Consider the following 14,667-nt stretch of genomic DNA (forward strand, 5'->3'; position numbering starts at 1 on the left):
GCCGGCCTTGTTATAGGTTATGCCCGACAGCAAATACTGGAAAGGACTCACTGATTTTGCGGAAAAAGTTTGCTTCGCATATCACCCGTATCCCTTATCGTCATATTGCCGCCATCGGCAGAATCGTGGGGCTGCTGATATATTACATGGATGTCCGGCATCGGCGAATCGTCCGGCGGAATCTGGCGTTTGTTTATCCGGACTGGTCGTCGGAAAAGGTCAGAGAAACATCCCGGCGGATTTTTCAGAACCTGGGGATTACCCTGATCGAGATATGTCAGATGACCTGTTTTTCAGGAGACGATATCCTGAAAAAAGTGACGGTCAGGGGCGAAGAACATCTGCGGGAAGCCATGAGCGGGCACCGGGGCGTGGTGCTGATCTCCGCCCATCTGGGAAACTGGGAAGTGGTACCGCTGTTCTGGCCCTTGTACTTCAAGACGGCGGTGGCCGTTGTCGCCCGGGAACTCGAGAATAAATTCGTCGATAAATGGGTATACGGTCTGCGGAGCCGGTTCGGGAGCGAGGTGATCTACAAGGACGAGGCCATGTCCGACATGATCCGGGCCCTGCGCCAGGATAAGGCCCTGGCGGTTCTGGTGGATCAGGGAACAAAAAGCTCCCTGGGGGTCAAGATCAAGTTCTTTGACCGGTATGTGACCGCCACCGCCGGTGCTTCCCTGCTGGCCATGCGCTGCAAAAGCCCGGTCCTGCCCGGTTTCTGCGTCCGAAACGGCGACGGCAATTTTACCCTTCAGATCGGAAAACCCCTGCCCATGGCACGGACCGGCGACCTTCGCGCCGACCTGGCGAAGAACACCCAGGTCATGACCGACGCGATTGAAGGGGCGGTCAGGGCTTATCCGGAGCAGTGGTTCTGGGTTCACAAACGGTGGAGAAAATATTATCCCCATCTTTACCCGGAAGACATCGCCAAAAGGAAGCGGCGCCGGATGAAAAAAAACAAAAAGCTGGGGCTGCCTCCTCCGGCCGGCTTAAAGTGACGGGATTCAGGTAAGGCCAATGCCGCCAACGGATCTGACCATCATCATCGTCAACTGGAACACCCGGGACCTGGTGCTCAGGTGTCTGGAGTCGATTTTTACGTGCATCGAAACCTTGAGCTATGGAGTGGTGGTGGTCGACAATGCCTCGTCCGACGGCAGCGCCGAAGCCGTCCGCGAGCGATTCCCTCAGGTAAGGCTGATCGTCAACCAGAATAACGAGGGGTTTGCCGGGGCCAACAACCAAATCCTGCCGCAGGTTTCCTCCCGCTATGCCATGCTGCTCAACTCGGACACGGAACTGATAAAAGGCGCCGTCGAAACGCTGGTCGGATTCATGGATGAGAACCCCGGCGCGGGCATCGCGGCGCCCCAGTATCTGAACCCGGACGGTTCCAGGCAGAACTCTTTTGATAATTTCCCCGGGCTGGTTTCCGAACTGCTCAACAAGAGCCTGCTGAAAATTATCTTTCCCGGAAAATACCCCAGCAAGCGGAAGGATTATCAGGAACCCCTGGCGGTGGATTCGGTCATCGGCGCCTGCATGCTGGTGAGGGCGGAGGCCATGGCCAAAGTGGGCGTTCTGGACGGGGACTACTTTTTTTTCCTGGAGGAGACGGACTGGTGCTATCGTATGCGCCAGGCGGGATACGGGGTGTATCACGTGCCCGGGTCTCGGATTTACCATATCCAGGGCGCCAGTAAAAACAAGGCCCCCGATCTGGCCTGGATCGAATATTACCGGTCCAGTTACCTTTTTTTCAAAAAGAACAGAAGCACGCTCGCCTGGGTGGTCCTGCGGATTTTCCGCCCGGTCAAGCTGGGCGTTAATTTTCTGCTGGCCTCCCTGGCGGTGGCGCTGACCCTGGGAATGAAGCCGAGACCGCGGCGCAAATGGAAGATTTACGCCCGGCTATGCCTGTGGCATCTCCGGCTGTGCCCGGACGACATGGGGCTGCGGGCAAAACGATAACCGGACAGAAGGCGTTTTATGCGCAATCAAGATCCGCTCTGGCATTGGAACATCACCGACTGCGAGGTGATGAAGGCGTCAAAGTCAAAAAAAGTCCTGCGCTGCCTCGACGCCGGAACCGGCCGGTTTCGCCTCGTTAAAATTTATTATTATCCGGGCCTGTGGCAAAAGGTGAAATATCTGTTCCGGCCGTCCAAGGCACACCGGGAGCTTGCCCTGGCGGCCCGCATTCGGGAAAAGGGGATCCCGACGATTGTTCCGGAGAAGGTCCGAAACGTGAGGAAATGGGGCCTGTTGAAGGAAAGCGCTGTTTTCGCGGAATACCTGCCGGACTGCATGAATCTGGAGGAAGCGCTGATCAGGAAGGGGGTGTCCGGCGGCTGGTTGAAAAAACAGATTGTCCGTGAATACGGGAAGCTGGCCCGCCTGATTCATGACCAGGGCGTTTATCAGGACGATTTTGACCCCAACAACATTCTTTTTCAGAAACAGGCGGGCAGCACCTTTCAACTTTATTTTGTGGATTTTGAAAGAACCCGGATCGTCCGGGAATTTTCTTTGCAGAGAAGAATCCACAGCCTGGCCAAGCTCAATCGCATGGGACGTCATTTATCCCGGACCGATCAGATGCGGTTTTTGAACGCCTATCTGGGCCCGGGGGCAACCCGCCGGGAACGGCGGGAATGGATTTCCGGCATCCGGAGGGAAGAGGATAAGGTGCGGTTACGGGATCAGCGCCGGGCGGCCAGACAATGCACATCGGAGAACAGCCGGACAGGGGTTTTCAGGCATGACGGTTATCAGGGGTACTACCGGAAACGGCACCATTCCCGGGAATATTTTTCCCGATCTGATATGATCTTCCTGGCGCAATCCCTTGACAAATTCCTTTTGGATGACGGCTCCGGTCTCCCGACCGATCATCAGGTGCTGAATCTGGACGTGAAGTCCGGCGCCCGACCGGAACAATTTCAGGTCAGGGTTTTTGAAGGCGGCGGTTTGGGCTACCGGCTTCAACGGATTGCCGGACGGACGCCGCTTCTTCGGGCCTGGAAGGCGGATAACGGCTGTTTGAAAAACCGGTCGGCTTCTTTTTTGCCCGTAGCGGCGCTGGAAAAGAAAACGGGCCTGAACCGTTATCATGGCTTTCTGATACGAAAACAGTAAAGTGGTGGGCAAGATGAAGATCTCCGCCGTTATCATTACGCACAACGAGGAACGGAATATCCGGCGCTGCCTGGCGTCGCTCCGGGATATCGCCGACGAGATCGTGGTGGTCGATTCCTACTCAACCGACCGGACCGGAGAAATCTGCCGGGAGATGGGGGCGGTGTTTCTGCAGCACCCGTTCGAAGGTCACATCGAACAGAAGAACTATGCCTTGAGCCGGGCCAGCCACGATTATGTCCTGTCCCTGGACGGGGACGAGGCCCTGTCCGATGACCTGCGGCAGTCTATTCTGGCGGCGAAAAACAACTGGCGGGGCGACGGTTATTCACTTAACCGGCTGACCAGTTACTGCGGCAGATGGATCCGCCACTGCGGCTGGTATCCGGATTCGAAAATCCGGCTCTGGGACCGGCGAAAGGGGCAGTGGGGAGGGACCAATCCCCATGATCTGGTCGTCATGCGGGACGGCTGCGAGGTGACCCATCTGACGGGCGACCTGCTGCACTACTCCTATCACAGCATCCGGCAGCAGGTGGAACAGATCAACACGTTTTCCGATCTGGCCGCGCGGGCTGTTTATGAAAAAGGGAAACAATCGCACTTTATTGCCGACATTCTCCTGAACCCTCCGCTGACTTTTCTGAAAATGTACATTCTTCAGGCGGGTTTTCTGGACGGCTACTACGGCTTTGTTATCTGTGTAAATTCGGCTTTCGGCAAGTTTTTAAAGTATATCAAGCTTCGGGAACTGCATCAGAACCGGCCGGAAGGGCAGTAGCATCCGGATTAAAGATTCAACCCTTCTCTCCGGCGAATCCAAAATTATGCCATCGGCCCGTTACGGTTTATTATTAGATGGATCAGCGGGGCCGGTCTCTCTGCAGGAAATCCCGGCCAGAATGGCAATGGGGAGCCAGAAGAAAAACCAGAGCGGGTGGGTGGTGGTGATGAGTTTGTCCTGGCTGGCCATGATCGTGCCGGCGGCAAACAGAACCAGCGCCGGGAGCGTGATGTTCCCGGTTTTTTTGTAGTGTTTCCAGCCTTCCCGTAAGGCCGTCGCCAGCAGCAGCACCAGGATCGCCAGACCGGTCAGACCGCCGTAAAGCGCCATCGCCAGATAGACGTTGTGGGGATGGCGCAGCCGCCTTCCTTCATGGATCATGACCCGCTGGTCGGTGGTCAGCCCCTTGCCGAAGACGGGATCGTCTTGGATCATGGCGATGGTGTTTTTCGCCAGTTCAACCCGGTAGCTCATGCCCCGCTGGGTGACCATTTCACGGTAAGGCTTGACGCTCAACGCGACCGCCGCTCCGATTACGATGATGCACCCCAGTGCGATCAGGAGCCTTCTGTTCCGGGTGATCAGGCCGCCGATAACCAGCGTGGCCAGCAAAACGGCCACAGGGCCCCGGCTCTGGGTCATCAGCATGGACCCGGCGATGATGGCCAGGAAGAGAATATATAGCCATCGCGGCCGGCCGCCCGGTGCCTGAAGGATGTGAAAACAAACGATCAGCACAATCATGCCGTAAAGGATTCCGCCTAACACGGGATTGTCAAGCTGGTCCGCGAGAAATATAAGGCGATCGGATAGAGGGGCGGCCCGGTAAAAGAGGAGAACGGACAGAAAAGCGGTCACGGCCCCAACCCAGGCCAGAAGCACAAACAGTTTTTCCGGAAACCGGGAATGTCGGATCGTCAGCTCCATGGTCAGGATGAAGAAAGTCAGAAGATAAAAGGCGTTACGGATGAAATAGATCGGCCGTTCCTTCCCGGGATTTTCTCCCCAGAGCATTGTCAAAAGAAGATAGACCAGCAGGATCAGGGTGATCCGCCAGAGGCTGGAAGAAAACAAACGTCTGATATTTTCCGTCCGAAGCGATATCAGGAAAGTCGGGATCATCAGGGCGTAAAAGAAGTTCCGGGGCCAGCGCTGCTCCGTCGATATGAAAAAGAGGAGCACAAAGAGGAAATACAAAATCATATGCCCGGACTTTTCTTCCAGGAAACGAATGGCGACGGATCGTATTTTCAGGATGTTCATGGTCGGCCCTTTCCGGTCGATGCCGGTAGACGGCTGTCAGGGTTGAATTTTTTCAGGATCCAATCCAAAGGGCAGGGTGTTTTTCCCCCGGGTGATCCGCCAGATGGTTTGATAGGCCCGACGTCGTTCCCTCCTCGGCGGGAGCGCGTTACGGTAATAAGAATGAAAAAAGCGAAGCCGGTCTTTGATGGTGAGGCGATGGCTGAGTGAGGCGTTGAGCTGGGCCAGGTTGATCAGCTCCCTTTTCGGTGAAATCTTCCGGCAGATTTTAACGCTTTCCAGATCGACCATCATGAATTGACCGTCCACGACAAGGACGTTGCTGGACTTGAAGTCGCGCTGCCAGATGTTCAGGTCGTGGCAGGTCCGAAGCCAGCCGGCCAGACGCCTGATGGCCGCCTTTTTTTCGGGGCCGCTCATGGATGTTGAAAAGTAGTCGTTCAGCCTCAGGCCGTCGCCGTAAAACACGGACAGCAGGCAGGTGAACTCCGGCAATACGAAATAGGCCAGGGCGACGGGGACGCCTATCCCCCTGATTGCCAGCGCCCTGGACATTTTCCAGCCGGTCAGGGAGCGATCCCTGTGGAACAGCCGTTTCTTATGAATTTTGACGCAGACCGCTTCATGAACGAGGAGGTTTTCGCCTTTGATCTGTTTTCCCCGGTCCAGGGCAATCTGCAGTTCCGCTTTTCCCCAGGCAAAATCTCTCCGCTTAAATCCCCGGAAGGACGATCCATTCCGGATAACCTGGAATTCCGTACTGTTTTTGCAGCATCTTTCATCCCGGGAACGATAATAGCGCTGCTGGCGGCGATCGGCGGCTTTCTCAACTTCCGCGGCGGAGACAGGGGCGTTTTCCCCGGTGTTATAAGCCTGCAGAAACGCTTCCAGGGTGACCGGGCCACCGGGAGGGGAGCAGATGTGCCACCACAACTGACCGAGATTGGAGATTTTCAGGCGGCGCGGCAACCACGGCAAAAAGTAGACCTCCTGGACATCGAGAAGGGTCGGGGTGCCGTTATGGTCCATCAGAATATTGTCCGGGTGGATGTCCCGGTGAAAAACACCCCGCTCATGAAGTCCGGCCATAAAGGCCGCCAGGGCAAGAACCTGGTCCGGATTCCGGCGATCTATCGTCGCGCCCGGGACTTCTCTGGTGACAAGAAAAAAACCGAGATTGGGGAACAGCCCCCTGTAACCGAATAAAATCCGCCGGGGCGCGGCGATCCCTTTTTTGCGGAGTCGGGCCAGGTTCCGCCATTCGGTCCCGATTCTCCAGGGGAGGGCCAGAAACCGTAGCCGGTCCTTTTTTCGCTGGACCGGACTGTATTTCAGGAAGAAAATACCGGAATCGGTCTGGATTGAATAAACCATCCGGCGAAAGTTGCCGGAAACAGGGAGAATGGGCCGTGACGCATCCAACAGGCGCTCCGGGTAAAAACCAAGGTCAGAGGACCGATCCATGATTATGCGGAAGTTTTTTATGTTCCGGATCAGATCGGAAACCGAAGGGACTTCTGTCGCAGCTGGAGGTTGTGCCATATCTTTACAAGGCGGTCACAGCCGGGAACGTTTCCCGGGGACATGATGGTTTGAATATGAAATCAAATTGTTATTATCAGGTATAAATTTTTATCGAAACTTTTAGCACACTACCGGTCCGGTTGGCAAGCAACAACGGCCGGAAGGGCCCGGCCGACCGGTGTGAGAACTGGTGTAAACAGTTGACACCTCTTTTCGGGCGCTGGTATAGTGATGCCTCACCTCTTCCCGGAAGTGCGAAAGGACGACGTATGCTGCATAAAAACCTGAAACGCAAGCTGCGCCTGATACGCCAGTATGCGGCCTCCCGTTCGCGCGCGGCGCAATACCGGGAAGATTTTAATGGCGTGGAAGTGTATTGCATGTTCATCGGGTATCCCCGGAGCGGACACACGCTGATCGGGTCGCTGCTGGACGCCCATCCGGAAATCGTGGTGGGCAATGAGTTGAATACGCTGCGTTATGTGCGGTACCGGTTCAGCCGCGACCAGATCTACTGGCTGCTGCTGGAAAATTCGCGCCAGTTTTCAAATGAGGGGAGATGGCATACGGACTATCTCTATGCCGTGCCCGGGCAGTGGCAGGGCCGCTATAATCGTCTCCGGGTGATCGGCGACAAGCGCGGCAGCGGGTCGGTCAAGCGGATCTGCTACCATCCGGGGGTGTATCAGCGCCTGCGGCAGATGGTGGGCGTGCCCATTCGCACGATTCATGTGGTGCGCAATCCGTTTGACAATATCAGCACCATATTTCTCAAGGGCCGGAACAAGAATTTCCAGGAAAGCATCGACTACTATTTTTTTCTGGCCGATGAGGTGCTCCGGCTCAAGCAGATCATCCCGGACAAGGATCTGATGGAAGTCAGCCACGAGGACTTTATCAGCGACGCGCGCCTTTACCTGCGGCAGTTGACCGCCTTTCTCGGCGTGGAGGCCTCTCCCGAGTATCTGGACGCCTGCAGCGGCATTGTTTTTTCAAAGCCCCACCAGACCCGCCATGACGCGCCCTGGACGGAGGAGATCATCGCCTCCGTCACCCGGCGCATCCAGGATTACCCCTTCCTGGCGAATTACTCTTTTGAGAAGTAAAGGGCAATTCGGGACTATAGCATAGATTCCGGCAGCGCCGTCCCCCTGGCCCCTTCCTGGCGATTCAGCCTTCTGCGGAATTTATTCAGATTGCGGTAAACGGCGTGGTTGTAGATCCGGGTAATCCGGTTGCGAACCGCGGAACCGGAAAGGGCGTGCTCCTTTTCATCGATTTCCCGGGCCGGCAGCCCCGCCTTTTCCCGGAAGGCCGGGTACAGTTCATCCCGTACGAAATGGTAGAGCGCCAGGTCCAGCCGGTTCCCCTGGCGCAGCAGGGCCATCTGGGCCTCGTTGTTCAGGACCTCCTGCCTGGCCGTGTTGTCTCTGGTGATGTGGAGCCGCTGGTACTGCAGGACAAGCGGCCAGGGGAAAAGCCGCTGCAGAATGGTTACGGACTCGGCGAAGCGCTCGGTCAGGCCGACGAAGAAATAGTTTTTCTCCAGCTGCTTCCTGGCCTGGTCTAAATCCGGAGCCCCGCAGATCCGCTGCACCTGGACATCGGTCATTTTCTCGTTGCGGATGAAATCTTCAAAGGTGATATCCCTTCCCAGCCGCTGCCAGGCCCGCTTGATGTGCTGATAGTGGGACAGGCATCGCTGATAGGGGTCACGGATCATGGTAAAGTACCGGACCGGCTCGGGGAAGCTGACCGCGAACGGCCGCAGGGAGTGGCCGCTGATGGTGTGAAGACCGAAGAAGAAGACCTTTTTCATGAAGGTGAAATCCCGCTCGGTGAAGATGCCGGAGCGGGCCAGGGGTTGAAGGTCGCAATGGCGGAAAAAAGTGGAGTTGCGCAGAATGAACTTGAGGGTGCTTCCCCCGGTTTTGGGGATGTGAACAAATCCGATAAGCGGCGTGCGAGCCATTTTTTGATGCTCCTTTCCGGAATCCGCGGGCGATAAGGGATATTACCGCTTCAGCATGTTATTAGCACGTTCTTGCAAACTCAAGTTTTTTTGTGTTACACAGGGCCATAACAGATAATCATTGTCTGGTCCCGCGGCCGGATTTGTCCGGACCGGGCCGTATTATTTTGATTTCATATATTTTTTGGCGCAATGAAGATCCTCCATCTGCTCAGCAACTGGAAATGGACGGAACGCTCTGAACTGGTCATTGACCTGGCCATGGCCCAGGCCGGGCTGGGCCAGCAGGTCTGGCTGGTCTGCGGCCAGGCCCCGCCGGATAGCGAACCGGGAACGGATGTGCTGTTTCACGCCCGGGGAAAAGGGATGGAGAATGTCGCCGCCTGGCCGGAAATGACCAAGCATACCCGGTTTACCCTGGTCTCCCGCGGCAGCGGCAGGATCCGGAAAATGATCGACCGGGTGAAGCCGGATGTCATTCACTGCCATATGCGCAACGCCCACCTGCTGGCCGGCCTGGGCCGCGGGAAAAACAGCGAGGCCCTGCTGATTCGAAGCGCCTATGATCCTGAACGGCTGGGCGGGGACCTCCGTTCCCAGTGGTGTTACCGCCATTTTACCCGGGGTCTTATCGTGGTCACGGAAAAGGTAAGACAGTCGGCCATATCCCGGTCGTTTGCACCGGAAAGGGTGATAGTGATCCAGCCGGGGATCGACCTGGAACGATTTTCACCGTCAAGGGACCTGTCCGGACGGACGGATTTCGGGCCCCTTCAGGGCTGCTTTGTGGCGGGCGTCGTTTCCCGGATACGGCCGGAACGCCGCCTTGACATTCCCCTGGGCGCCCTTCAGCGGTTGCGGGACGCGTATCCCGGGTTACGGCTGCTCCTGGTCGGCCGCGGCCGCTTCGGCGCGGTGGAAAGGGTGATAGAAAAACCGGCCGCCGGCCTGGGCATTCAGGATAAAGTGGTCCTGGCGGGTTATTGCGGGGGCGACGATCTGGTGGCCGCCTTCCGTCACATGCAGGTCCTGCTTTACCCCATGCCCGGAACCGACAGGACCTGCCGGACCGTCCGGGAGGCCATGGCGGCCGGAGTGCCGGTGATCGCCGCTGACATGGGCTATCTGCCGGAACTGGTCCGGGACGGCCGGAACGGGTATCTGGTGCAACAGTCGGCGGAGGGGTTTGCTGCGGCGCTGAAAGGACTGATGGATTCACCCGATACGCTGGAACATTTTTCCCGCCAGGCGCTTGCCTCGGCCCGGGAACGCTTTGAATGGAAGTCCCTGGCGGAGCAGACCCTGAAATTTTATGAAAGGGTCGGGGCCACCCCGTAATGTCCGGATCAATGGGATTTAATATGGAAGAAAAGGTCTTTGTCATTTCCCTGCACCGGACCATGACCCGGAGCGTGGATGCCTACCTGTCGATTCTGGGATACCGGACGATTCATTACCCGAAATATATCCGGGGGGTGAATATAGAGGAGAACTTCCGGGGGATAGAGCATCTGCAGGACAGCGTGCTGTCCCTGCTGGCGCCGGTCATTGAAGAATATGATGCCTTAAGCGATATCCCGTTTCCCGTTTTATATAAACGCCTGGCGGAGCGGTGGGTCAACAGCCGATTCATCCTGGTTCACCGCGATCCGCCCGGGTGGGTGAAAAGCGTCAGGAATCACCTGAAAGACAGGGCGCTTGCCCCGTTTGATAAAATACAGTACGGGCCTTATCTGGGGTTTGACGTCAGCCGCCTGAAAGATGTTTCCGATCAGCAGATGGAAGAAATGTATCTCCGGCATACCCGGGAGGCAGAGCGGTTTTTTTCTGAGACGGGTGAGAAAAACCGGTTATGTGTTATTCGGGATACAAAGAACGCCGCCGCGATGATTTCTGATTTCCTGGGCAAGCCCGTTTTTGACATGCCCTGGATAACCGGCGGCAATAAAGGGACGGCGGAAATCCCGTCCCTGCAATACTGGAAACAATTCTGTCCGGAGAAAGCCGATCCCTGTTATTATCTGGCGAAAATTTATTATGAGCAGGGGGATTACCGCCGGGCCCGGGGGGAGTGCGAAAAGGCCATCGAACTGGATCCGTATTACCATAAACCGCGCAAGCTGCTGTCGAAGATCAATAAAAAGAAAAAATTTCTCTGGATTTTCCGGTTAAAGCGGTCAATTCTGTCGGGACATGCGGGATAGCCGGAAAATTTTATGAAATACCCGGGGTCATCCCGCTGAAGGATACCTTATGCCAAACGTAAGCGTCATTATACCAACCTATAATCGGGCCTTTATTGTCAGGCAGAGCATCGATTCGGTCCTGCAGCAGACCTACGGTGATTATGAGATCATTGTGGTGGATGACGGATCGACGGATAATACCCGGGAAATAATCGAGTCTTACGGCGATAAAATCAGTTACGATTATAAGGAAAACGGGGGCATTTCCAGCGCCAGAAACCGCGGGCTTGAAATCGCCGGCGGCGAGTATATCGCCTTTCTGGATTCGGATGATTTCTGGAAACCGGACAAGCTGCGAAAACAGATGGCCTTCTTCGGTGAGCATCCGGAATACGGCATGGTCGCCACCCGCTGCCTGACCAACACAGTGGACCGGCATTTTGAGACCGTTTCGATCAATAAAAGAAGGCGGTACGGGAAATCCGGGTGGGTCTACAAGGATCTTTTTTACAGGAATTTTATCCGCACCTCATCGGTGGTCGTGAGAAGAGAATGCTTCGATCAACTGGGCGTGTTCGATGAAAGCCTGCCCCGGTGCGAGGAAATCGACATGTGGCTGCGGATCGCGAAAAAATATCAGATAGGCTTTATCAACGATATTCTGACCGTTTATACCCGAAGGCCCATCGAGATCCGGCAGGACAGCATCAAGGGACGGAAGAACTGGATACGGGTGCTGGAAAAGAATTACGACCCCGAGTTGATCCCCCGGGCGGTGTACAATAGACGAATGGCCCGGATTTATGCCCATATGGCTGAAAATCTTTTTAAAAAAGGGAAAAAGCAGGAGGGGGAAGCCCTTCTCCGGCAGACCCTGTCGCTTCACCCTTTTAATTTCAGGGCCTGGAAAAACCGTTTTTTCCTTTTAATGAAGGGCTGATCCGGCCGCCGGATCAAAGGCCCCCGGTTATCTTCCAGACGAAAGAAATACCCGGAAGTTGAAACCTACCGATAAAAACAACAACCCCGCCCGGATGACGATACTCGTTTTCTGCCCGAACTGGGTCGGTGATGTGGTCATGGCGACGCCGGTCTTTGACTGTCTGCGCCGGAATTTCCCGGAGGCCGGAATTTTCGGTGTGATCCGCCGTTACGCCGCCGGTGTTGTCAAGGACGGTCCCTGGTTTGACGGGATTATTGAACTGGAAGACAAAAGCACCGGCGGCTTTATCAGAAGCGTCAAATTTCTCAGGTCCCTGCGGCCGGATATGGCCATTGTGCTGCCCAATTCTTTCCGGTCGTCCCTCCTTGCCCTTCTCTCCGGGGCCTCAAAACGATACGGGTATAAAAGAGATCTGCGCTCGCTGCTGTTAAGCGGCGGCCCCCGGCCGGTGATGGATGAAAAGGGCATCAAGCCGGTTCCCATGGCGGATTATTATATGGCCGTCTGCCATCATCTCGGGCTGGCCCCTTCCTCTTCACTGAAACCGCAACTGTTTTTTTCCGAAGACGTCAGGAAAAAAGGGGACGGTCTGTTTGACGGCTATGGCATCCGGCCGGGCGAGATGGTCATCGGGATCAATCCCGGGGCGAAATTCGGCGCCTCCAAGTGCTGGCCAGCGGAAAATTTCGCCCGGCTGGCGGAACGGGTCAGTGAAAAATGGAACTGCCGGATTCTGCTGCTGGTCGGTCCCGGCGAGGATGAAATCGCGGCCTCCATCCTGGCGTCAACCCGGGCGGCCATCATCGACACCGGTCCGGACCGGGTGGACCTGTCCCTGTTGAAATACGTCATCAGCCGGCTGGATCTTCTGATCACCAATGATACCGGCCCGAGGCATTACGGGGTGGCCTTTGACATCCCCACGGTCGTCATCATGGGGCCCACCAATCCGGATTACACCGCCGCCAACCTGGAGAGAACCGTTGTCCTGCGCAAGGACCTGGACTGTTCCCCCTGCCACGAAAAACAATGCCCCCTCGGTCATCACCAATGCATGACCCTGATCACCCCAGAAGAAGTCCTGGATGCCAGCGTCCGGCTGCTGGCGCAGACGCATAAGTAGCGAAGGCTTCAGCCTTCCAGATGCTGGTGGAGAGTTTCACAGGCTGTCCAATAACCTGAAGCAATCGTCATTCCGGACGAGTCCGACAACGTCGGACGAGATTCGGAATCCAGAAAACGGGCAAAGCCCGGGGAAAACCGCGTTAAACTCCGGCTGTAGGATGGACTGGGGTTGCCTGCCGTATTTTCCGCATGACGTCTTCCGCCTGAATAGCGCTCATGCAGATCATGTTTTTGCCCGGACATTTCCGTTTGTAACAGGGCGCGCAGGGGACATTTGCGCTCACGACCAGATGCTCGCTGCCGAAGGGGGCGGTTCTTTCCGGTGAGGTGGGCCCGAAGATGGTCACATAGGGCGTTCCCACGGCGGCGGCAATATGGGCGGAACCGCAATCGGGCCCGACCGCGATCGCGGCTTGTTTCAATACCGCGGCCAGTTCCAGGATAGAGGTCCGCCCCACCAGATTGATCAGCCGGGCGGAGTTGACTCGTTTCTCCAGATCACATGCCATGGGGTATTTCTCCTTGGTGTCCACCATGACGATGTTCCAGGGGGTTGTCGTTATCATCTCCTGTATTAAGCGGGAATAACCTTCAACGGGCCATTCCTTGGAAACCCAGCTGGAGCCGAGAACGACGGCCGCGTAGGGGGACGTAATCCCGGACAGGATTTCGGACGCCAGGGAGGAAAGCCCGGGGCCGGAGAAGCCGAAATCAAGGGCCCCGGATTCAAAGAGCGACCGGGATTGAGACGGCGCATAGGCCGGATGACATTCCAGGTATTCCGTGAATTTGAGATAATGAAAGAGCTTGGGATAAAACTTATCCTGGGCGGGAATATGGATATTGTTAAACAGCCAGTTCCCTTCCTTGGCGTCGTCGGGATGAAAGCCGATTCGATATCTGGCCCCGGAAAGGAAGGAAAACAAGCCGCTTTTGAAATGGCGCTGGAGATCGAGGACACAATCAAAATGGCGCTGCCGGAGTTCGCGGAAGATATCCTTCAATCCCCCCTGTTTCCAGTTTGTCCGGTTAAAAAACAGAACCTGGTCGATAAGCGGGTGATAGGTGACCAGTTCCCGGCATTTGGGTTCGACCAGCCAGGATATGGACGCGGCCGGGAACTTTTTTTTGATCTGGGACACCACCACCAGCCCCCGGGCCACGTCCCCCAGGGAGCCCATGAGGATGATGAGAAAAGACGGGTTTTCCGGCAGCCGGATCGGCGGTTGCGGACCGGCCGCGGAGCCGTTGTCGGTCTTCTGATCGCGAATGTCGTTTAGGTGCCCTGACGGTTCTGTTTTCATCGCTGGCGTTTTCCCATACCGGAATATGACAGCCGAAAAATTTCTACCCGGAAAAGGCTCTGGAGACCGTCACCGGATAAGTGAGGGGAAAATACCATTCCTTAACGGGTTTATCAAGGCGCGAGAAGATCCGGTGCTTGCCGGCCGGTCTCACCGGCTCCTAAAATAAATAGGTATACCCCGAATTCCCGATAAATCATTCCATGCAAAAAGCCGTTTTGTTCGCAACGTGATTATTTTGGGCGGTCGCGACGCCCTTCGCTGGATTTCTCGAACTCGGGCTGTCCGTCATCACCGAAGGAATCCACAGCCCGTCGCCCTCAAACAGCGAGAAATCCTTTACGCGAAGGCCCTCGCGCCCTTTCTTCCCAAAATAATCAAAGTTGCTCACCAAAGACTTTTTGCATGATCTCGGTACGGGT

13 protein-coding genes are annotated in these 14,667 nt (G+C 56.0%); 9 read left to right on the plus strand and 4 right to left on the minus strand.

All coding sequences use genetic code 11. From position 1 onward, the window contains the following. The first annotated feature begins 56 nt into the window (after nucleotides 1–56). From AB1724_02060 to AB1724_02075, 4 genes are read left to right on the plus strand one after another with little or no spacing between them, the layout of a single operon-like run. Nucleotides 57–1,004, plus strand: coding sequence for a hypothetical protein (locus AB1724_02060; GenBank protein ID MEW6076576.1), 948 nt, complete (start codon nucleotides 57–59; stop codon nucleotides 1,002–1,004). Nucleotides 1,005–1,023: 19 nt separating this feature from the next. Beyond that, nucleotides 1,024–1,977 carry a glycosyltransferase family 2 protein gene (locus AB1724_02065; protein MEW6076577.1) on the plus strand — a complete coding sequence of 318 codons (954 nt, stop codon included), beginning with the start codon at nucleotides 1,024–1,026 and terminating at the stop codon, nucleotides 1,975–1,977. A gap of 18 nt (nucleotides 1,978–1,995) precedes the next feature. Continuing rightward, entirely contained in the window at nucleotides 1,996–3,144 is a 1,149-nt protein-coding gene (locus tag AB1724_02070; GenBank protein MEW6076578.1) for a lipopolysaccharide kinase InaA family protein, read from the plus strand. Between the two features lie 13 nt (nucleotides 3,145–3,157). Further along, the gene (locus AB1724_02075; GenBank protein MEW6076579.1) at nucleotides 3,158–3,925 is read left to right on the plus strand and encodes a glycosyltransferase family 2 protein; all 768 of its coding nucleotides are present in this window, start codon (nucleotides 3,158–3,160) and stop codon (nucleotides 3,923–3,925) included. Nucleotides 3,926–3,985: 60 nt separating this feature from the next. On the opposite strand, the gene AB1724_02080 is transcribed toward AB1724_02075, so the two are convergent. After that, nucleotides 3,986–5,191: an O-antigen ligase family protein gene (locus AB1724_02080; GenBank protein MEW6076580.1), complete on the minus strand. Its 1,206-nt coding sequence runs from the start codon at nucleotides 5,189–5,191 to the stop codon at nucleotides 3,986–3,988. A gap of 36 nt (nucleotides 5,192–5,227) precedes the next feature. Continuing rightward, nucleotides 5,228–6,613, minus strand: coding sequence for a lipopolysaccharide kinase InaA family protein (locus AB1724_02085; protein MEW6076581.1), 1,386 nt, complete (start codon nucleotides 6,611–6,613; stop codon nucleotides 5,228–5,230). 371 nt (nucleotides 6,614–6,984) lie between these two features. Here AB1724_02085 and AB1724_02090 point away from each other — a divergent pair, with 371 nt between their 5' ends. Next, the gene (locus AB1724_02090) at nucleotides 6,985–7,821 is read left to right on the plus strand and encodes a sulfotransferase (GenBank protein MEW6076582.1); all 837 of its coding nucleotides are present in this window, start codon (nucleotides 6,985–6,987) and stop codon (nucleotides 7,819–7,821) included. Nucleotides 7,822–7,835: 14 nt separating this feature from the next. On the opposite strand, the gene AB1724_02095 is transcribed toward AB1724_02090, so the two are convergent. Continuing rightward, nucleotides 7,836–8,687 (minus strand): sulfotransferase family 2 domain-containing protein, encoded by an 852-nt coding sequence (locus AB1724_02095; protein MEW6076583.1) that lies wholly within the window; start codon nucleotides 8,685–8,687, stop codon nucleotides 7,836–7,838. 192 nt (nucleotides 8,688–8,879) lie between these two features. Between AB1724_02095 and AB1724_02100 the strand changes: the two genes are divergently transcribed. From AB1724_02100 to waaF, 4 genes are read left to right on the plus strand one after another with little or no spacing between them, the layout of a single operon-like run. Further along, nucleotides 8,880–10,025, plus strand: coding sequence for a glycosyltransferase family 4 protein (locus tag AB1724_02100; GenBank protein MEW6076584.1), 1,146 nt, complete (start codon nucleotides 8,880–8,882; stop codon nucleotides 10,023–10,025). Between the two features lie 23 nt (nucleotides 10,026–10,048). Further along, complete coding sequence (locus AB1724_02105; GenBank protein ID MEW6076585.1) at nucleotides 10,049–10,891, plus strand: sulfotransferase; 843 nt, start codon at nucleotides 10,049–10,051, stop codon at nucleotides 10,889–10,891. Between the two features lie 49 nt (nucleotides 10,892–10,940). Next, nucleotides 10,941–11,813: a glycosyltransferase gene (locus tag AB1724_02110; protein ID MEW6076586.1), complete on the plus strand. Its 873-nt coding sequence runs from the start codon at nucleotides 10,941–10,943 to the stop codon at nucleotides 11,811–11,813. Between the two features lie 58 nt (nucleotides 11,814–11,871). Further along, nucleotides 11,872–12,939 carry a lipopolysaccharide heptosyltransferase II gene (gene waaF, locus AB1724_02115; GenBank protein ID MEW6076587.1) on the plus strand — a complete coding sequence of 356 codons (1,068 nt, stop codon included), beginning with the start codon at nucleotides 11,872–11,874 and terminating at the stop codon, nucleotides 12,937–12,939. A gap of 142 nt (nucleotides 12,940–13,081) precedes the next feature. Here the strand turns inward: waaF and AB1724_02120 are convergent, their stop codons facing one another. Continuing rightward, nucleotides 13,082–14,245 carry a glycosyltransferase family 9 protein gene (locus AB1724_02120; GenBank protein MEW6076588.1) on the minus strand — a complete coding sequence of 388 codons (1,164 nt, stop codon included), beginning with the start codon at nucleotides 14,243–14,245 and terminating at the stop codon, nucleotides 13,082–13,084. Between the last annotated feature and the right edge of the window lie 422 nt (nucleotides 14,246–14,667).

The sequence above is a fragment of the Thermodesulfobacteriota bacterium genome (assembly GCA_040753795.1).
Taxonomy (GTDB): domain Bacteria; phylum Desulfobacterota; class Desulfobacteria; order Desulfobacterales; family Desulfosudaceae; genus JBFMDX01.

Coding starts and splice junctions, on each gene's coding strand:
- AB1724_02065 (MEW6076577.1), top strand. CDS start 1,024: ATGCCGCCAACGGATCTGACCATCATCATCGTCAACTGGAACACCCGG.
- AB1724_02070 (MEW6076578.1), top strand. CDS start 1,996: ATGCGCAATCAAGATCCGCTCTGGCATTGGAACATCACCGACTGCGAG.
- AB1724_02075 (MEW6076579.1), top strand. CDS start 3,158: ATGAAGATCTCCGCCGTTATCATTACGCACAACGAGGAACGGAATATC.
- AB1724_02080 (MEW6076580.1), bottom strand. CDS start 5,191: ATGAACATCCTGAAAATACGATCCGTCGCCATTCGTTTCCTGGAAGAA.
- AB1724_02090 (MEW6076582.1), top strand. CDS start 6,985: ATGCTGCATAAAAACCTGAAACGCAAGCTGCGCCTGATACGCCAGTAT.
- AB1724_02095 (MEW6076583.1), bottom strand. CDS start 8,687: ATGGCTCGCACGCCGCTTATCGGATTTGTTCACATCCCCAAAACCGGG.
- AB1724_02100 (MEW6076584.1), top strand. CDS start 8,880: ATGAAGATCCTCCATCTGCTCAGCAACTGGAAATGGACGGAACGCTCT.
- AB1724_02105 (MEW6076585.1), top strand. CDS start 10,049: ATGGAAGAAAAGGTCTTTGTCATTTCCCTGCACCGGACCATGACCCGG.
- AB1724_02110 (MEW6076586.1), top strand. CDS start 10,941: ATGCCAAACGTAAGCGTCATTATACCAACCTATAATCGGGCCTTTATT.
- AB1724_02120 (MEW6076588.1), bottom strand. CDS start 14,245: ATGAAAACAGAACCGTCAGGGCACCTAAACGACATTCGCGATCAGAAG.